Raw genomic sequence first — 17,657 nt, forward strand, 5'->3', positions numbered from 1 at the left:
CCCTCAAGCGAGCAGCGCAGGGCAGCCTCGGAGCCCTGCGCGGCTCTTCTCCCCCGGGGCCGTCCCCGGCGCCACGAACCCCTCCGGGCGCCGGTACGTCCCCACCGACTCCCGCGCGACCGGGTGCCGTACGCGAAGCATCGCGCGACGCACTTGCAGAACGGTTGTCATCGGCTTGAGAACCGCGGCGCGCTCCCGTGGCACGCGCCCCCGGAACGCCCCCGGCCACGGACCGAGGGGCCCGGACGCGTCACGGGCCCGGACGCGTCACGGGCTCAGGCACGTCACGGGCTCGGGCACGCCACACCGGGCGCGTCACAGTCCGGGCGCGTCACAGTCCGGGCGCGCGCAGGCACGGGCCCGGGCGGGTCACTGGTCGGCGGGAGCCGGGACCGCGTCGTCCTCCGCGTCGGCGGGCACGAACCTGGTGACCAGGACGGTGCCGATCCTGTTGCGCCGGCCGGCCAGGCTCTCGGCCGTCAGGCTGAGCCCCCCGACCACGGCCTGGGAGCCCGCGATCGGCACCCTGCCCAGCGCGTGCGCCAGCAGGCCGCCGACGGTCTCGACGTCGTCGACCTCCAGCTCGATGCCGAACAGGTCCTCCAGGTCGCCGACGGGAAGCCTGGCGGTCACCCGGACCGCGCCGTCCTCCAGCGGCTCGACCCGGGGCGCCTCCTGGTCGTACTCGTCGGCGATCTCCCCGACGATCTCCTCCAGGATGTCCTCGATCGTGACCAGGCCGGCCGTGCCGCCGTACTCGTCGATGACGATGGCCTGGTGGATCTGCCGGGCCTGCATCTCGCGCAGCAACTGGTCGATGGGCTTGCTCTCCGGCACGTAGGTGGCCGGGCGCATCAGCGACTCCACCGGTTCGGCGCGGCCCTCGTCGCCGGTGTCCTGCACCCGGCGTGCGATGTCCTTGAGGTAGGCGATGCCGATGACGTCGTCCTCGTTCTCGCCGACCACCGGGATCCGGGAGAAACCGCTGCGCAGGGCCAGTGAGAGCGCCTGGTTCAGCGTCTTGCCGCGCTCGATGAACACCATGTCCGTACGGGGCACCATGACCTCGCGGACCAGCGTGTCCCCCAGCTCGAAGACCGAGTGGATCATCTCCCGCTCGTCGGGCTCGATGACCCTGCGCTCCTCGGCCAGGTCGACCAGGTCGCGCAGCTCGGCCTCGGAGGTGAACGGCCCCTCGCGGAAGCCCTTACCGGGCGTCACGGCGTTGCCGAGCAGGATCAGCAGCTTGGGCAGGGGGCCGAAGATCCGGGTCAGGCCGTACACCAGGGGCGCGCTGGCGAGCGCGATCGGCTCGGCGTGCTGGCGGCCCAGGGTGCGCGGCGAGACCCCGACGATCACGTAACTGACGACGATCATGACGGCCGCGGCCGCGGTGTAGGCCCAGCCCCGGTCGCCGAGCCAGTCGATGAAGAGCAGCGTGGCGATCACCGTGGCGACCAGCTCGCAGCTCAGCCGGAGCAGCAGCAGCAGGTTCAGGTAGCGCGGCGGGTCGGCGACGATGGTCTGCAGGCGCCCCGCGCCCCGCCGCCCCTCGCGGACGAACTCCTCCGCGCGGACCCGTGAGATGCGGGTCAGGGCCGTCTCCGCGCTGGCGATCAGCCCGCCGACCACGACGAGCACGACGGCCGAGAACAACCACCCGTTGGCGAGGTTCACCGCTGGGGGCGCACCTCCCGCCATGACTCGAGGATCTCTCCCTGCAGGGAGAACATCTCCTTGTGCTCCTCGGGCTCGGCGTGGTCGTAGCCGAGCAGGTGCAGGATGCCGTGCGTGCACAGCAGCTCCAGCTCGGCCTCGGTGCCGTGACCGGCCTCGGCCCCCTGCTTGGCGGCCACCTGCGGGCAGAGCACCACGTCTCCCAGCAGCGCCGGGTCGGTGGGCGCGTCGCCCTCCTGCCGGGCGCCCGCGCCCGGGCCGGGGCGCAGCTCGTCCATGGGGAAGGCGAGCACGTCCGTGGGCCCGGGCTCGCCCATCCACTGCTCGTGCAGCACGGACATGGCCTCCTCGTCGACCACCAGGATCGACAGCTCGGCCAGCGGGTTGATGCCCATCCGCTCCAGCACGTACCCGGCCAGCGAGACGACGAGCCCCTCGTCGATCTCGACGCCGGACTCGTTGTTGACCTCGACGCTCATCGGCCGTCTCCCGCCGCGTGACCGCCGCCTGTCGTCGTGCCGGCCGCCGTTCCGGTCGTCATGCCGGCCGTCGCGCCGGGCGCGCCCGCGCTCACGTCCGTTCCCGGGGACGCTGCTTGCCGGCCACGCCCTTGATCTGCTGCGGCGTGTTCTGGCGCTGTGCCTCGTCGTAGCGCCCGTAGGCGTCCACGATGTCGCCCACCAGCTTGTGCCGCACCACGTCGGCGCTGGTCAGGCGGGAGAAGTGGATGTCGGGGATGTCGTCGAGGATGTCCTGGACGACTCGCAGACCGCTCTGCGTGCCCCCGGGCAGGTCGACCTGGGTGACGTCACCGGTGACGACGATCTTCGAGTTGAAGCCCAGCCGGGTCAGGAACATCTTCATCTGCTCCGCCGAGGTGTTCTGCGCCTCGTCCAGGATGATGTAGGCGTCGTTGAGCGTACGGCCGCGCATGTAGGCCAGGGGCGCGACCTCGATCGTGCCCGCGGCCATCAGCCTGGGGATCGAGTCGGGGTCGAGCATGTCGTGCAGCGCGTCGTACAGCGGCCGGAGATAGGGGTCGATCTTCTCGTACAGCGTGCCGGGCAGGAAGCCCAGCCGCTCGCCCGCCTCCACCGCCGGGCGGGTGAGGATGATCCGGTTGACCTTCTTCTCCTGGAGGGCCTTCACGGCCTTCGCCATGGCGAGGTAGGTCTTGCCGGTGCCCGCCGGGCCGATCCCGAAGACGATGGTGAACCGGTCGATCGCGTCGACGTAGCGCTTCTGGTTCACGGTCTTCGGGCGGATGGTGCGCCCCCGCGAGGAGATGATGTCGAGCGAGAGCACCTCGGCGGGACGGTCGGAGGTCATGCGCAGCATGGCGATGCTGCGCTCGACCGCGTCCGCCGTGAGCTGCGCGCCTCCCTGGACGAGCTCGGACATCTCCTCGAAGAGCCGCACCACGGTGCTGCTCTCCTCGGGACTTCCGGTGATCGTGATCTCGTTGCCCCGGACATGGATGTCGGCGCGGAAGGCGCCCTCGATGACACGCAACAGCTCGTCGCGCGAGCCCAGGAGGCTGACCATCGACTGACCGTCCGGAATCACCACCTTCGCCTGGGTGCGGCTGGAGCCCCTGGACTTGGACGGTGTTCTGCTGGAATCGTTTGTCTCGGACATGAGCGGGCCTTACGGCCTGTTCGCCTCCAGATATAGGCGCGGAACTTCACCGCCATGGTATCCGCCCCCGCGACGATCGCGGCTACCGGTTTTCAGCCGGGCGGCCAGTTCAGCCCGCGCCCGCCGATCACGTGTCCGTGCACGTGGAAGACGGTCTGGCCGGCCTCGGGGCCGGTGTTGAACACCAGCCGGTAGCCGGTCTCGGCGACCCCCTCCCGCAGGGCGACCTCGTGCGCGGCGGCGAGGACCTCCTCGGCCAGGCCGCCACCGGCGGCGGCCAGGGCCGCGACGGTCGGGTGGTGGTCCCTGGGGATCACCAGCACGTGGGTCGGCGCCTGGGGGTTGACGTCGCGGAAGGCCAGGGTGCGGTCCGTCTCGTGGACGATCTGCGCGGGGATCTCCCCGGCCACGATCCGGCAGAAAAGGCAGTCGGCTTCGCTCACCATGCAGGCACCTTACCGCCGAGGACGTTGTGAATCGGTGATGGTTCCGGTCCGCAAACAAAGATCCACCCGGATATGGTGGATGTGCAAAACTTCAACCACGACAGCCCTTTGCGCGCAGCACCATATGGCCGCCTGGCGAGGACACGACTGGGTCATGCCCCCTAATGAACCGGAAGAGCGTAAACCCTCTGGGAAGGCCAAGCGTCCCACTGATGTGACCACCGAGACCCTCGTGGCCGACAGGTCGCTCGGGGCGGTGCCCGTCGGATGGGATGCCGACATGGCCGTTACCGCGCTCTACAGCGCGCACTACCGGTCCCTTGTCCGGCTCGCCGTCCTGCTCGTCCGCGACATGGCAACCGCGGAGGAGGTCGTGCAGGACGCGTTCGTCGCCATCCATGGCGCCTGGCGTCGCCTGCGCGACACCGACAAGGCACTGGCCTACCTGCGACAGTCGGTCGTGAACCGATCACGTTCGGTGCTTCGGCACCGGGCGGTCGTCGAGAAGTACGCGCCCAAGGGCATGCCCGACGCGCCGAGCGCGGAGAACGGCGCGATCGGCGAGTTCGAGCGTTCCGCCGTCATCGAGGCGCTCCGCGGGCTGCCCGCACGCCAGCGGGAGGCCCTTGTCCTGCGTTACTACGGAGATCTGTCCGAGGCTCAGATCGCCCACGCGATGGGCATCAGCAAGGGCGCGGTCAAGAGCCACACGGCTCGCGGCATGGCCGCCCTACGAACCTCACTGGAGCAACTGTCATGACCGACTCCCCGGATGAGTACGGCGAACTGCTTCGCCGTGCGCTCAGCGCGGAGGCGAACTCGGTCGTTCCCTCCCCGGACGGGCTGGAGATCATTCGCGCCCGCATCGAGCGGCGCGGGATCCGCGGGCTGATGTGGTGGCGCGCCGGGGTCTCCGTCGCGGGCGCCGTCCTCGTCGCGTCCACCGTCGTCATGGTGGTGCCCGAGATCCGCGAGCGGGTGATCCCCTCGGTGGACGCCGGGAAGAAGATCAACTTCACCGAGTCGCCCCCGCCGGACGGATCGGCCACCTCCCGTCCCCCGGCCCCCCCGACGCCGGGCCCCTCGAACCCGGCTCCGCTCCCGATCGTCTCCCGGCCGGGGACGGACACGTCCGCGCCGGAGCCCACGTCCTCCAGGAGCGCCCCGGCGAACCCGAGGCCGTCCACCAGGCCGACCTCCGCGACGGCGGCGGCCAGGCCGACGCCGACGCCCCCGTGCCCCACCCCGCTGGAGGGCGAGCCCGTCGAGGCCGACGAGACCCCCGAGTGGTGCGAGGAGGCGACGTCCACGCCGTCGAGACCGGCGACGCCCACGCAGAGCCCCTGCTCGGCCGAGGACTGCACGCCGACCAGCGAGGTGTCGCCCCCGCCGCCGCCGACCGAGGCGGTCACGCCCGCGCCGACGCCGACCGGCACCTGAGCCGCCGCCCGGGGTTCCGGGGCCACGGCGAGGGTTCCCCGCCCGGGGCTTCGGAGAGCCACCGGGGCGGGTTCGGTCCGGAAGGCTCCGGGGAGCCGCCTGCGAGGGACGGGCGGCGCGGGGGTTCGCGGGAGCCCACGGCGAGGACTCGGCTCCCCCGAGGGGGTTCACAGGGGGTGTACGGTCACCCCGGAGGGACGCCGCCCCCGGGAGTCACCAGCGGCCGCTGCGGGTCTGGAGCACCGCCGCCGCCACGACCCCGGCCGTCGAGGTGCGCAGCACCGTCGGGCCGAGCAGGGCCGGTGAGGCGCCGGCCTCCCGGAAAGCCGTGATCTCCTCCGGGGAGATCCCGCCCTCCGGGCCGACCACCACGACGATGTCGCCCCCGTCCGGGAGCGGCAGGCCCGACAGCGGGGAGGCGGCCTCCTCGTGAAGGACGACGCCCAGCTCCGCCGCCGACAGCAGGCCGGCGACCGTGGCGGTGGTCGCCGGCTCCGCCACCCGGGGCAGGTGGAAGCGGCGGGACTGCTTGCCCGCCTCGCGGGCGGTGGAGCGCCAGCGGGCCAGCGCCTTGGCCGCGCGCTCCCCCTTCCACTGGGTGACGCACCTGGCGGCGGCCCAGGGGACGATCACGTCGACGCCGGCCTCCGTCATCATCTCCACGGCCAGCTCTCCCCTGTCGCCCTTGGGCAGCCCCTGGACGACGACCAGCCGCGGTGCGGGGGCCGGCAGGTCGTGACGGCGCAGCACCCGGACCCGGAGCGATTCCTTCCCGGCCTCGGCCACCACGCACTCGGCGACGGAGCCCTCCCCGTCGGTCAGGTCGAGCCGCTCCCCCGCCCGCAGCCGCCTCACGGCCGCCGCGTGGCGCCCCTCGGGGCCGCAGAGCGTGAACTCCGCCCCGGCCGCCCCGGCCAGGTCGGCCAGCTCGGCCCGCTCGGCCAGGAAGACCGGAACGGTCATGGGACACCGGGCCGGGTCACCGGGCGGGTCATCGTCCGGGTCATCGTCCGGGTCAATGTCCGGGGCATCGTCAGCGGCCGTTGAAGGCGTCCCGCAGGCGGGAGAAGAAGCTCTGCTGGCCGGGGGCGAACTTACCCGGCGGGCGCTCCTCGCCCCGGAGCCTGGCGAGCTCCTTCAAGAGCTCCTCCTGGGCCGCGTCGAGCCGGGTGGGGGTCTCGACGTTGACGTGGATCAGCAGGTCACCGCGGCCGCTCTCGTTCAGGCGCTGCACGCCCCGCCCGTAGAGCGGGATCGTCTGCCCCGACTGGGTGCCCGGCCGGATGTCCAGCTCCTCGGCGCCGTCCAGCGTCTCCATGGTCAGGATGGTGCCGAGCGCCGCCGCGGCCATCGGGATCTGCACGGTGCAGTGCAGGTCGTCGCCACGCCGCTCGAAGGTCTCGTGGGGGCGCTCGACGATCTCCAGGAACAGGTCTCCGGGCGGGCCGCCGCCGGGACCGATCTCACCCTCGCCGGCGAGCTGGATGTGGGTGCCGTCCTCGACGCCGGCCGGGATACGGACCTTGATGGTCCGCCGGGTACGGACCCGGCCGTCGCCCGAGCACTCCTGGCAGGGGTTGCGGATGATCGAGCCGAAGCCTCCGCACTGGGGGCAGGGGCGGGAGGTCATGACCTGCCCCAGGAAGGAGCGGGTCACCTGGGAGACCTCGCCTCGTCCGTGACACATGTCACAGGTGTCGGGGTGGGTCCCGGCCGCGGCCCCGGAGCCGGTGCAGACCTCGCAGATCACCGCGGTGTCGACGACCAGCTCGCGGGTCGTGCCGAAGCCCGACTCCTGCAGGTCGAGCTCCACGCGGATGGTGGCGTTGCGCCCGCGGCGGGCGCGCGAGCGCGGCCCCCGCCCCCCTCCGGCGCCGGCGGCGCCGAAGAAGGCGTCCATGATGTCGCTGAACGGGAACCCCGCGCCGAAGCCTCCGGCTCCGGGGCCACCCGAGGCGAACGGATCGGCGCCCATGTCGTACATCTGCCGCTTGCTGGAGTCCGACAGCACCTCGTAGGCCTGCGTGATCTCCTTGAAGCGCTCCTGGGTCGCAGGGTCGGGGTTGACGTCGGGATGCAGCTCTCGCGCCAGGCGGCGGTACGCCTTCTTGATCTCTTCCGCACTGGCGTCACGGCGCACCCCGAGGGTGCCGTAGTAGTCGCTCTTAGCCACTTTTCGTTGACCTCTTAGGATGCAGCCAGGATCTGGCTGACGTAGCGTGCCACCGCGCGCACCGCGCCCATCGTGACCGGGTAGTCCATACGCGTCGGGCCCAGCACACCGAGCCGGGCCAGTTGCTTGTCCCCAGAACCGTATCCGGCGGCGACGATGGACGTGCCCTGGAGTCCGGTATAGGGGTTCTCCGAGCCGATCCGCACGGTCAGCGCCGACAGGTCGGAGGTCTCGCCGAGCAGCCGCATGAGCACGACCTGCTCCTCCAGGGCCTCCAGCACGTCGCGGAGGCCGACGGTGAAGTCGGCTCCCGCCAGGTTGGCGGCCCCGGCAAAAACGATCTTCTCGTCGTGCCTCTCCACCAGGGACTCCAGCAGCACCGACAGGATCGTGGCCGCGAGCGGCCGGTCCTCGGGCGACAGCCGCTCGGGCAGATCGGCGACCCTGTCGGGGACGCCGCTGAGCCCGCACCCGTCGAGCGAGGTGTTGAGCACCGCCCGCAGGTGGGCCACCCGCTGCTCGTCGGCGACCTCGGGCAGCTCGACCACCCGCTGCTCGACCCGGCCGGTGTTGGTGATCAGCACGAACATCAGCCGGCGCTCGCTCAGCGGCACCAGCTCGACGTGGCGGACCGCCGAGTTGGTCAGCGTCGGGTACTGCACCACGGCGACCTGCCGGGTGAGCTGGGCCAGCAGCCGCACCGTCCGCATGACGACGTCGTCGATGTCCACGGCCCCGGCGAGGAAGCTCTCGATGGCCCTGCGCTCCGCGCTGGAGAGGGGCTTGACCTGGGAGAGCCGGTCGACGAAGAGCCGGTAGCCCTTGTCGGTGGGGACCCGGCCGGCGCTGGTGTGGGGCTGGGCGATGTATCCCTGCTCCTCCAGCACGGCCATGTCGTTGCGGATCGTCGCCGGCGAGACCCCCAGGTTGTGCCGGTCCGCCAGCGCCTTGGAACCCACCGGCTCGTTGGTGGACACGTAGTCCTCGACGATGGCGCGTAGCACGGCGAGCTTCCGGTCGTCGACCAACGTGGTCACCTCCCTGCCTGCGTCCTCTGGGAGACACGAGGCCTGGCACTCTGTGTTCCCGAGTGCCAAGTGTACGGCCCCCGCGCGAAAGGTGCGATAAGCAAGACCTGTGGACGGTCCCGCCCGTCGTCGTCGGGTCAACGGCTATCGCGACCCAAGCCGCAACCATCACAATCCGTATATGTCCAAAGATTTTGGTTCTTTCCCGGAGGGCGCCGGCGGTGACCCCGGTCACGGCGCGTCCCCGCAGTACGGTCAGCCCGACCGGCAGACATATGGCCAGCCCGGCCCGCAGCAGTACGGCCAGCCAGGCCAGTACGGCCAGCCCGGACACCCCGGATATCCCGGTCAGCCCGGTCAGCCCGGTCCTCAGCAGTACGGCCAGCCAGGCGGGCAGCCGTACGGCCAGCCCGGTCAGCCCGGTCAGCCCGGTCAGCCCGGTCAGCCCGGTCAGCCCGGTCAGCCCGGACACCCCGGTCAGCAGCCCTACTACCAGGGCGGGCAGGGCCACTCGCCGTACCAGGGCGGCCCGCAGCCCTACCAGGGTGCCCCTCCCCCCGGCTACGGGCCCCCCGGGTACGGCCTCCCGCCGGGAGCGCCGTCCGCGGGGAAGATCAAGCCCGGTGTCGGGTGGATCGTGGGGGCCTGGCTGATCGCCCTGGCCTGTGTCGTCGTCGGGATCGCCGGGCTCGTCTCCGGTCTCTCCGGCGCGGTCGACGCCGCCCCCAAGACGTCGTTCCTTCCCGGGCAGGTGACGACGGTCAGGCTCGACCCGGCCGAGAGCCCGGCCATCTACGTCTTCACGGCCGGTCCCAGGCGCTTCACGTGCGGGATCACGGGCGGCGCCGGTCCCGCCCGCCTGCAGGAGCCGGCCGGGCGGACGCTCATCACGGGGACCAACGGGGTGCGCTGGGAGCTCGGCCTGCGGGTGGGCGTGGACAGGGCGGGCGACTACCAGGTCACCTGCAACGCCGACAGGGCCGCAGGCGTCAGGTTCGGTGTGGGCCGGGAGGTCGCCGCCGGAGCGGTGGTGGGCGGGGTGGTCACCCTGATCGGGGTTCCCGCCCTCGGCATCCTGCTGGCCGTCGTCGTGACGATCGTCGTGCTGGGCAAGCGCAAGGGCGCCCGCAGGCGCCGGCAGGCCGAGGCGAGCCAGGCCGCGGCGGCGGGACAGTGGGCGCCGGGACCGTACGGCGGGTGACGGCGGTGTTTGCTAGCGTCCCACGTGATCTGTGGCGAGAGAGGGTGGGCGGTCGCTGATGTACGAGCGTGACGTTCTGGCGGAAGACTGGCGGCGCCCCCGCCGGGGGACGATCCCCCAGGTCCCCGCCGACCTCGACCTGGTCGTCGAGGACGCCGACGGCGGCTTCTGCGGCGCGGTGGTGGCCTGCGACAAGGAGGCCGTCACCCTGGAGGACCGGTTCGGGCGCCGGCGGGTGTTCCCGCTGGAGCCGGCCGCGTTCCTGCTGGAGGGCAAGGTGGTGACCCTGGTGCGACCGGCCGCCGCGCCGCGCGGCCCGAGGCGGAGCGCCTCGGGGTCCATCGCGGTGGAGGGGCTGCGGGCCCAGGTCGCCAGGGAGAGCCGGATCTACGTCGAGGGCGTGCACGACGCCGCCCTCGTGGAGAAGGTCTGGGGTCACGACCTGCGGGTCGAGGGCGTGGTCGTGGAGTACCTGGAGGGGGTCGACCACCTGCCCTCCATCGTCGAGGAGTTCGCTCCCGGCCCCGGCCGTCGGCTGGGGGTGCTGGTCGACCACCTGGTCCCCGGCTCCAAGGAGAGCCGGATCGCCGCCCGGATCGCCTCGCCGCACGTGCTGGTCGTCGGGCACCCCTTCGTGGACGTCTGGCAGGCGGTCAGGCCGCAGGTGCTCAGGATCCCCTCCTGGCCCTCGGTGCCGCGCGGGACGCCCTGGAAGGAGGGCGTCGTCGCCGCGCTGGGCTGGAACGTGGAGACCGGCGAGGCGTGGCGCCGCATCCTCGGGTCGGTCACGACCTACGCCGATCTGGAGCCCGCGCTGCTGGGACCGGTCGAGGAGCTGATCGACTTCGTGACGGACCCAGGCGAGGGCGAGCGGGCCGGAGCACCCGGGCGGGCGTGAAGGGCCCCGGCCGCTCACCGCGGGGCCGGCCGGCAAGACCCGGGCGCCCCGGGTGCCCTGGGTGCCACGGACCGCCCGCCCGGAGGTGACACGGCGCCCCGGGGGGCGTGAGCGCCCGCCCGAGGGGCGGCCGTCGCGCCGGGGCCGGGTCGGACCTCAGGTCAGATCAGGTCAGATCAGGTCAGGTCAGGTCAGGTCGCGGACGAGCGCGTCGGCCAGCAGGCGGCCGCGCAGGGTGAGCACCGCCCTCCCCGCCTTGAACGGTTCCACCTCCAGCAGGCCGTCGCCGAGCGCGCGGGCCACCACGACAGGACGTTCCAGCTCGCCGAGAGGGAACCCCCGGGAGAGCCGCAGCTCCAGCATCAGCCGCTCCACCGCCCGGTCCCGCGGGCCCAGCACCTCGCGCGCGTGCGCCGGGGAGGCGCCCGAGGCCAGGCGCCGCGCGTAGGCGGCCGGGTGCTTGACGTTCCACCAGCGGGTGCCCCCGACATGGCTGTGCGCCCCCGGACCGACGCCCCACCAGTCGCCGCCGGTCCAGTAGAGCAGGTTGTGCCGGCAGCGCCCGGCCTCGGAGGTCGCCCAGTTGGACACCTCGTACCACGTGAACCCCGCCTCGGCCAGCATGGCGTCGGCGATCAGGTAGCGGTCGGCGGCCACGTCGTCGTCGGGCATCGGGAGCTCGCCGCGCCTGATCCTGGCCGCCAGCCTCGTCCCGTCCTCGACGATCAGCGAGTACGCCGAGACGTGGTCGGGCCCCGCCTCGATCGCGGCGGCCAGCGACGCGCGCCAGTCGTCGTCGCTCTCGCCGGGGGTTCCGTAGATCAGGTCGAGGTTGACGTGCTCGAACCCCGCCTGCCTGGCCTCCCGTACGGCGTGGGCGGCACGGCCGGGGGTGTGGCGGCGGTCGAGCACCCGCAGCACGTGCTCGCGGGCGCTCTGCATCCCGAAGCTCATCCGGTTGAAGCCGCCGGCGCGCAACCGGGCCAGGTAGGCGGGGTCCACGGACTCGGGGTTGGCCTCGGTGCTCACCTCGGCCCCGGGGGCGAGGCCGAACTCCTCCTCGATCACCGCCAGGACGCGCACCAGGTCCTCGGCGGGCAGGAGGGTCGGGGTGCCCCCGCCGAAGAACACCGTCTCGACCGGCAGGGACACGGACCCGAGGACGGCCCGCGCCCGCCGCACCTCGTCGACGGCGGTGTCCGCGTAGTCCCTCTGCGAGGCGCCGGGCCCGAGCTCGGACGCCGTGTAGGTGTTGAAATCGCAGTAGCCGCACCGGGTCACGCAGAAGGGGACGTGGACGTAGAAGCCGAAGGGCCGCTCGCCGAGCCCGGCGAGCGCGCTCTGCGGCAGCTCGCCCGAGGCGGGCACCGGATCACCGTCGGGAAGTGTGGATGGCACGCCCCAAGTCTGCCGTCCCCCTCCCGATGCCCGGTACGTCCGGGCGGCGCCACCGCGCCGGGGCACCGGGGGAACACGCTCGGCCACCGCGCGGACACCGCGCGGCGGGTCGCCCGGGGTCAGATCTCGTGATCGTCCCGTTCCGGCAGGCCGTACCGGCGGGCGAGGGGGTTCCACAGCTTGAGGAAACCGCGCTTGGCCGTGGTCGCCTCCTCGGAGAGGGCGAGGCCCCGGCGGTAGTCGTCGTCGCCGCTCCAGGCGCGGTCGCAGCCGACGTCCTGGCGGACGGCCCAGGACAGGAAGGCCTCGTCCGCCTCGAAGGAGGCGGTCAGGGCGCGGGTCAGGCGTTCCTTGACCTCCTGTCCGCCGTCGAGCGCCCCGGTGCCCAGCGCGTTGACCTGGATCACCTGCTCGCGCCGGGAGGCGGTGATCCGCTGGAGCGCCGCCAGCCCGCCCGCGGTGTCCTCGCAGGAGCGGAGCCCCTCCAGGGCGGCGCCCAGGCCCGACCGGGAGCCGCCGCTGTCGGCGAGCAACGCGTCCAGCACCCTGGCCTGCGCCTTCGCCTCCTCGGGGCCGCCGTGGGGGCGTCCCGCCACGGGAGCGCCGATCTCGGCCTCGGCGCGGGCACCGGTCATCGCGACCGGCACGCCGCCGGTCCCGGGCGGACCGTCGCGGCGCGGGACGAGCCAGGCGGCTCCGGCCGCGACCGACGCCGCGGTGACCAGCGCGGCCACCGTGACCACGGGCCACACCCGGCGGTCGGCGGGGGGTGTGCGGCGGGCGCCCCGCTCCGGGCGGGGCGCCCAGCCGCCGGGTTCGGGCGTCCGGGCCCGGTCGGCCGTGTTCCCGGCCGTTTGTCCGCCCGCGTGATCGGACGCGTGCCCGCTCCCCTGCCCATTCGTGTGCCCATTCGTGTGCCCGGTCGTGTGCCCGGATGTGTGCCCGGTCGCGTGGCCGCCCGTGTGCAGGTGCCGCTCCTCCCGGGGGAGGTGCTGCTGCCAGTCGGCCGGATCCTGCCGCCACTCCTCGGGCGGGATGCGGGCACCCCCCGTGGAGCCGGACGACGAGGGCCGGGCGGGCGGGTGCGGGGCCGCCGGCGCCCCGCACCGGGGGCACCGGCGCAGCCCTTCCATCGGGGCGCCACATCGGTTGCAGAACGCCTGCTGCTCCATGCCTTACAACGGTAGTCGAGAGATCCGGCCCGCACCTGTCAAAACGCCGCTCACCGTTGACGCCCCGATCGCCCAGGTCTACGATCCGGTGAAACTTAAAGGAAAGTTTCCTATAAGTTACTTCCCAATCAGTGGAGAAGCCCGTGCAGAGACTCCTCCGGCACATGATCGCGGCGGTTCTCGCCGCGGGTCTCGCGGCGGTCGCCGCGCCCGTCCCGGCCAACGCGCACGCCCAGGCCACCCAGGAGAGCGGTGACCGCTTCAAGCGGGTCGCGTACTTCATCCAGTGGGGCGTCTACGGACGCAACTACCACGTCAAGGACATGGACACCAGCGGCGCCGCCGCCAAGCTGACCCACGTCAACTACGCCTTCGGCTTCGTCAACCCCGAGGGGGACTGCTACTCCGCCGACCCGTGGGCCGACTGGCAGCGTCCGGTCCCCGCCGAGCAGAGCGTGGACGGCGTCGCAGACGTCGAGGGACAGGCACTGAGCGGCAACCTCAACCAGCTCAGGAAGCTCAAGGCCAAGCATCCCGGCCTCAAGGCGCTGATCTCCCTCGGCGGCTGGACCGGCTCGAAGTACTTCTCCGACGCCGTGCTCACCCCCGAGGGCCGTGCCCGGCTGGCCTCCTCCTGCATCGACCTGTGGCTGAAGGGCAACCTGCCCGGCGCCGCCCCCGGCGCGGGCGCCGGCGTGTTCGACGGCATCGACCTGGACTGGGAGTGGCCCGGCTCCTCCGGCAACGACGGCAACGTCATCCGTCCCGAGGACAAGCGGAACTTCACCCTGTTCGTCACCGAGCTACGCCGCCAGATGAACGGGTTCGACCGGCGCAGCGAGCTGACCGCCTTCCTGCCCGCCGCCGCCGCGAAGATCGACGCCGGCTTCGAGGTGCGCGACGTCTTCAAGCAGCTCGACTTCGCCACCGTCCAGGGCTATGACCTGCACGGCCCCTGGGAGACCGTCACCGGCCACAACGGCAACCTGTTCAACGACCGGCGCGACCCGAACCCGGTGAAGTACAGCGTGGACCAGACCGTCCGCGACTACCTGAAGCGCGGCGCGCCCGCCCGGAAGCTCGTGGTGGGCGTGCCCGCGTACGGCCAGGGCTGGACCGGCGTCACCGGCGGCAGGAACGGCCTGTACGGCACCTCCACCGGCCCCGCCCCCGGCACCTTCGCCGCCGGCACCGAGGACTACAAGATCCTGGTGAACAAGCCGGGCAAGCGCTACCGCGACCTGCTGACCGGGTCCGTCTGGCTCTACGACGGCAACGAGTTCTGGTCCTACGACGACCCGGCCTCGCTGGTGCAGAAGGCGGCCTACATCCGCCTGAAGGGCCTGGGCGGATCGATGATGTGGTCCATCGACCAGGACGATGCCAAGGCCTCGCTCACCACGGCGCTCTACCGCGTCCTGCGCTGACGCGCCCCTCTCACCCGCTTCTGCGGGAGGGGCCGTACGGGATCTCGGATCCCGTACGGCCCCGTCCGCCGTCTCCGCGCGACCAGGAGACGGCCGTTACTTCTTGGGCGCCGAGGACTCGGTGGAGAGGGCGGCCACGAACGCCTCCTGGGGCACCTCGACGCGTCCGACCATCTTCATCCGCTTCTTGCCCTCCTTCTGCTTCTCCAGCAGCTTGCGCTTACGGGAGATGTCGCCGCCGTAGCACTTGGCGAGGACGTCCTTGCGGATGGCGCGGATGTTCTCACGGGCGATGACCCGGGCGCCGATGGCCGCCTGGATGGGCACCTCGAACTGCTGCCTGGGGATGAGCTCGCGCAGCTTCTTGGCCATCTCGACGCCGTAGGCGTACGACTTGTCCCGGTGCACGATGGCGCTGAAGGCGTCGACGGCCTCACCCTGGAGCAGGATGTCGACCTTGACCAGGTCGGACTCCTGCTCGCCCGAGGGCTCGTAGTCCAGCGAGGCGTACCCGCGGGTGCGGGACTTGAGCTGGTCGAAGAAGTCGAAGATGATCTCGCCGAGCGGCATGGTGTAACGGATCTCGACCCTGTCCTCGGACAGGTAGTCCATCCCCTGCAGGTTGCCCCGGCGGTTCTGGCAGAGCTCCATGATCGCGCCGATGAACTCCGAGGGGACCAGCACGGTCGTCTTCACCATCGGCTCGTAGACCTTCTCCACCTTGCCGGTGGGGAACTCCGAGGGGTTGGTGACGACGACCTCCTTGCCGTCCTCCATGATCACCCGATAGACCACGTTGGGCGCGGTGGAGATGAGCGAGAGGTTGAACTCCCGCTCCAGCCGCTCGCGGACGATCTCCATGTGGAGCAGGCCCAGGAAGCCGCAGCGGAAGCCGAAGCCCAGCGCCGCGGAGGTCTCGGGCTCGTAGTCCAGGGCGGCGTCGTTGAGCTGGAGCTTGTCCAGGGCCTCGCGGAGCTCGGGGTAGTCGTCGCCGTCGATCGGGTACAGGCCCGAGAAGACCATGGGCTTGGGGTGCTCGTAGCCGCTGAGCGCCTTCAGCGCCGGCCGCGTCACCGAGGTCACGGTGTCGCCGACCCGGGACTGGCGGACGTCCTTCACACCGGTGATCAGGTAGCCCACCTCGCCGACGCCCAGACCCTGGTCGGCGATCTTCGGCTCGGGCGAGATGACGCCGATCTCCAGCGTCTCGTGGGCCGCGGTGGTGGACATCATCAGGATGCGCTCGCGCTTGCCCAGGTGGCCGTCCATGACCCGGACGTAGGTGATCACGCCGCGGTAGGTGTCGTACACCGAGTCGAAGATCAGCGCGCGGGCGGGCGCGTCGGCGTCGCCGACCGGGGCCGGGACCTTGTCGACCACGTGGTCCAGCAGCTCGCGGACGCCCACGCCGGTCTTGCCGGAGACCCGCAGCACGTCCTCGGGCTCGCAGCCGATGAGGTGGCAGATCTCGGCGGCGTACTTCTCCGGCTGGGCCGCGGGCAGGTCGATCTTGTTGAGCACCGGGATGATCGTCATGTCGTTGTTCATGGCCAGGTAGAGGTTGGCCAGGGTCTGCGCCTCGATCCCCTGCGCGGCGTCGACCAGCAGGATCGCGCCCTCGCACGCCTGCAGGGACCGGGAGACCTCGTAGGTGAAGTCGACGTGCCCGGGAGTGTCGATCATGTTGAGCACGTAGTCGGTCTCACCGACCTTCCACGGCAGCCTGACGGCCTGCGACTTGATCGTGATGCCGCGCTCGCGCTCGATGTCCATCCGGTCGAGGTACTGGGCCCGCATGGAACGGGCGTCGACCACCCCGGTGATCTGCAGCATGCGATCGGCCAGGGTCGACTTGCCATGGTCGATATGGGCGATGATGCAGAAGTTGCGGAGCACAGCGGGGTCGGTCTGGCCAGGCTGAATGCGCACCGGGGTCCGTTTCAACAGATTGATGACGATCATACGGCTGGCATGCCAGCCGTCTTCCATGGTGACATGTCCGGGTGATTGCCCGGACCAGAGCACGGCGCGGCCTGCGGTTTCTCGCTACGGTGGCGGCCCTGCTCCTTGCGCTTCCCGGGGTGGCCGTGGCCACCCTCACCCTGCAGTTTACCGGGACCCCGGCCCGCTGGGCCAAGACGACCGGTCACGACGCCCTCTGGCTCGGTCACGCCTGGGTCGACGGCCGCAAGACGGCCCGGGACGTGCGGGCGCTCGCCGCCCGGCTCCGCAGGACCGGGATCAGGGACGTGTACGTCCACTCCGGCCCGTTCGAACGCGACGGGACGCTCTCCGCCGCCAAGCACCCCAAGGCGGCCGACTTCCTGAGGTGGTGGCGCAAGGAGTCGCCCAGGATCAGGGTCTCGGCCTGGCTCGGCCAGAAGGTCAACGGCGTCCTGGACCTCGACGACGCGGCCTCCCGGCAGCGCGTGCTGGAGGGCGCGCGGGCGATCAGGGCGCTCGGCTTCGACGGCGTCCACTACAACTTCGAGCCGATCGGCGACGGCGACACCAGTTTCCTCGACCTGCTCGTCAGGACCCGCGCGATCCTGGGCGACGGCCTGCTGTCCACCTCGACCCCGCAGATCGAGCCGTTCCCGCTCGTCCGCCCGGTCGCGCGGGCCGTCATGGGCCACGACAAGTACTGGTCGCCCGGCTACTTCGGCCAGGTCGTCAAGCTCGTCGACCAGGTGGCGATCATGACCTACGACTCCTACCTTCCCTACCCGGCCGTCTACGGCGGCTACGTCGTGCGGCAGTCCTCGCTGGCGCTGGGGCTCGTCCCGGCGGACAAGACGCTGCTGATCGGCGCCCCGGCCTACCACGACCACGGCGTCTCCTGGGCCGACTCCGCCGAGAGCGTGGAGAAGGCGGCCCGGGGCGCCCGGCTGGCGCTGACCACGTACGGAAAGCCGCGCGAACGGTTCGGGCTGGCGCTGTACGTGGACTTCGCGGCCACCAAGGAGGACTGGGCGGAGTACGACCGGTTCTGGTTCAAGCCGTGAGGATCACGGCGATCGTGGTCCGAGCCGCCGTGACCACACGCTAAACTGATCAGGCATCCCTCTGCCTGGCCTGTCGATTTGAGCGACGACCTCGGCAGTTGGTAGCCTAGTCAACTGCGTGTGGCGCGCCCTCTCTGCCCGCGCGCCCCATCCA

Annotated in this window: 16 protein-coding genes; 6 read left to right on the forward strand and 10 right to left on the reverse strand. The window is 71.8% G+C overall.

Features of this window, described 5'->3' with window-relative positions:
- Window positions 1-369: 369 nt before the first annotated feature.
- The 4 genes from AB0G16_RS10705 to AB0G16_RS10720 all read right to left on the reverse strand — a co-directional run bounded on the left by AB0G16_RS10705 (window position 370) and on the right by AB0G16_RS10720 (window position 3,758).
- The gene (locus AB0G16_RS10705; protein WP_362801963.1) at window positions 370-1,677 is read right to left on the reverse strand and encodes a hemolysin family protein; all 1,308 of its coding nucleotides are present in this window, start codon (window positions 1,675-1,677) and stop codon (window positions 370-372) included.
- Window positions 1,674-2,156, reverse strand: a complete 483-nt coding sequence (ybeY, locus tag AB0G16_RS10710) for an rRNA maturation RNase YbeY (protein WP_362801966.1) — start codon at window positions 2,154-2,156, stop codon at window positions 1,674-1,676. Before ybeY ends, AB0G16_RS10705 begins: the two co-directional genes overlap by 4 nt.
- 91 nt (window positions 2,157-2,247) lie before the next feature.
- Entirely contained in the window at window positions 2,248-3,315 is a 1,068-nt protein-coding gene (locus AB0G16_RS10715) for a PhoH family protein (protein ID WP_362801970.1), read from the reverse strand.
- A 92-nt stretch (window positions 3,316-3,407) separates the two neighbouring features.
- Window positions 3,408-3,758 carry a histidine triad nucleotide-binding protein gene (locus AB0G16_RS10720; RefSeq protein WP_362802255.1) on the reverse strand — a complete coding sequence of 117 codons (351 nt, stop codon included), beginning with the start codon at window positions 3,756-3,758 and terminating at the stop codon, window positions 3,408-3,410.
- A 283-nt stretch (window positions 3,759-4,041) separates the two neighbouring features.
- Here AB0G16_RS10720 and AB0G16_RS10725 point away from each other — a divergent pair, with 283 nt between their 5' ends.
- Both AB0G16_RS10725 and AB0G16_RS10730 read left to right on the forward strand, forming a co-directional pair.
- Entirely contained in the window at window positions 4,042-4,521 is a 480-nt protein-coding gene (locus AB0G16_RS10725; RefSeq protein ID WP_043655278.1) for a SigE family RNA polymerase sigma factor, read from the forward strand.
- Window positions 4,518-5,201 carry a hypothetical protein gene (locus AB0G16_RS10730; protein ID WP_362801973.1) on the forward strand — a complete coding sequence of 228 codons (684 nt, stop codon included), beginning with the start codon at window positions 4,518-4,520 and terminating at the stop codon, window positions 5,199-5,201. The genes AB0G16_RS10725 and AB0G16_RS10730 overlap by 4 nt, the downstream gene beginning before the upstream one ends.
- Window positions 5,202-5,414: 213 nt before the next feature.
- Here AB0G16_RS10730 and AB0G16_RS10735 read toward each other — a convergent pair whose 3' ends face one another.
- The 3 genes from AB0G16_RS10735 to hrcA all read right to left on the reverse strand — a co-directional run bounded on the left by AB0G16_RS10735 (window position 5,415) and on the right by hrcA (window position 8,402).
- Complete coding sequence (locus tag AB0G16_RS10735; RefSeq protein WP_362801976.1) at window positions 5,415-6,164, reverse strand: 16S rRNA (uracil(1498)-N(3))-methyltransferase; 750 nt, start codon at window positions 6,162-6,164, stop codon at window positions 5,415-5,417.
- 70 nt (window positions 6,165-6,234) lie between these two features.
- Complete coding sequence (dnaJ, locus tag AB0G16_RS10740; RefSeq protein ID WP_362801978.1) at window positions 6,235-7,374, reverse strand: molecular chaperone DnaJ; 1,140 nt, start codon at window positions 7,372-7,374, stop codon at window positions 6,235-6,237.
- A gap of 14 nt (window positions 7,375-7,388) precedes the next feature.
- On the reverse strand, window positions 7,389-8,402 hold the full coding sequence (hrcA, locus tag AB0G16_RS10745) for a heat-inducible transcriptional repressor HrcA (protein ID WP_362802258.1): 1,014 nt from the start codon (window positions 8,400-8,402) through the stop codon (window positions 7,389-7,391).
- Window positions 8,403-8,583: 181 nt separating this feature from the next.
- On the opposite strand from hrcA, the gene AB0G16_RS10750 reads away from it, so the two are divergent.
- Window positions 8,584-9,603, forward strand: a complete 1,020-nt coding sequence (locus AB0G16_RS10750; protein ID WP_362801981.1) for a hypothetical protein — start codon at window positions 8,584-8,586, stop codon at window positions 9,601-9,603.
- A 58-nt stretch (window positions 9,604-9,661) separates the two neighbouring features.
- Window positions 9,662-10,501 carry a DUF3097 domain-containing protein gene (locus tag AB0G16_RS10755; protein ID WP_362801983.1) on the forward strand — a complete coding sequence of 280 codons (840 nt, stop codon included), beginning with the start codon at window positions 9,662-9,664 and terminating at the stop codon, window positions 10,499-10,501.
- Window positions 10,502-10,687: 186 nt separating this feature from the next.
- Here the strand turns inward: AB0G16_RS10755 and hemW are convergent, their stop codons facing one another.
- Both hemW and AB0G16_RS10765 read right to left on the reverse strand, forming a co-directional pair.
- Complete coding sequence (gene hemW, locus AB0G16_RS10760; RefSeq protein ID WP_362801986.1) at window positions 10,688-11,899, reverse strand: radical SAM family heme chaperone HemW; 1,212 nt, start codon at window positions 11,897-11,899, stop codon at window positions 10,688-10,690.
- Between the two features lie 119 nt (window positions 11,900-12,018).
- The gene (locus AB0G16_RS10765; protein WP_362801989.1) at window positions 12,019-12,642 is read right to left on the reverse strand and encodes a hypothetical protein; all 624 of its coding nucleotides are present in this window, start codon (window positions 12,640-12,642) and stop codon (window positions 12,019-12,021) included.
- A gap of 572 nt (window positions 12,643-13,214) precedes the next feature.
- Here AB0G16_RS10765 and AB0G16_RS10770 point away from each other — a divergent pair.
- Complete coding sequence (locus AB0G16_RS10770; protein WP_362801992.1) at window positions 13,215-14,498, forward strand: glycoside hydrolase family 18 protein; 1,284 nt, start codon at window positions 13,215-13,217, stop codon at window positions 14,496-14,498.
- A gap of 96 nt (window positions 14,499-14,594) precedes the next feature.
- On the opposite strand, the gene lepA is transcribed toward AB0G16_RS10770, so the two are convergent.
- Window positions 14,595-16,460, reverse strand: coding sequence for a translation elongation factor 4 (lepA, locus tag AB0G16_RS10775; protein ID WP_362801995.1), 1,866 nt, complete (start codon window positions 16,458-16,460; stop codon window positions 14,595-14,597).
- 89 nt (window positions 16,461-16,549) lie between these two features.
- On the opposite strand from lepA, the gene AB0G16_RS10780 reads away from it, so the two are divergent.
- Entirely contained in the window at window positions 16,550-17,503 is a 954-nt protein-coding gene (locus AB0G16_RS10780; protein ID WP_362801998.1) for a hypothetical protein, read from the forward strand.
- The last annotated feature ends 154 nt before the right edge of the window (window positions 17,504-17,657 follow it).

The sequence above is a fragment of the Streptosporangium sp. NPDC023615 genome, from assembly GCF_040640155.1.
In the GTDB taxonomy this organism is placed as follows: domain Bacteria; phylum Actinomycetota; class Actinomycetes; order Streptosporangiales; family Streptosporangiaceae; genus Streptosporangium.

Bases quoted from the DNA above. Each gene is read 5' to 3' on its own strand.
- ybeY (WP_362801966.1), bottom strand. From the start codon at position 2,156: ATGAGCGTCGAGGTCAACAACGAGTCCGGCGTCGAGATCGACGAGGGG.
- AB0G16_RS10715 (WP_362801970.1), bottom strand. From the start codon at position 3,315: ATGTCCGAGACAAACGATTCCAGCAGAACACCGTCCAAGTCCAGGGGC.
- AB0G16_RS10725 (WP_043655278.1), top strand. From the start codon at position 4,042: ATGGCCGTTACCGCGCTCTACAGCGCGCACTACCGGTCCCTTGTCCGG.
- AB0G16_RS10730 (WP_362801973.1), top strand. From the start codon at position 4,518: ATGACCGACTCCCCGGATGAGTACGGCGAACTGCTTCGCCGTGCGCTC.
- AB0G16_RS10735 (WP_362801976.1), bottom strand. From the start codon at position 6,164: ATGACCGTTCCGGTCTTCCTGGCCGAGCGGGCCGAGCTGGCCGACCTG.
- AB0G16_RS10750 (WP_362801981.1), top strand. From the start codon at position 8,584: ATGTCCAAAGATTTTGGTTCTTTCCCGGAGGGCGCCGGCGGTGACCCC.
- AB0G16_RS10755 (WP_362801983.1), top strand. From the start codon at position 9,662: ATGTACGAGCGTGACGTTCTGGCGGAAGACTGGCGGCGCCCCCGCCGG.
- lepA (WP_362801995.1), bottom strand. From the start codon at position 16,460: ATGATCGTCATCAATCTGTTGAAACGGACCCCGGTGCGCATTCAGCCT.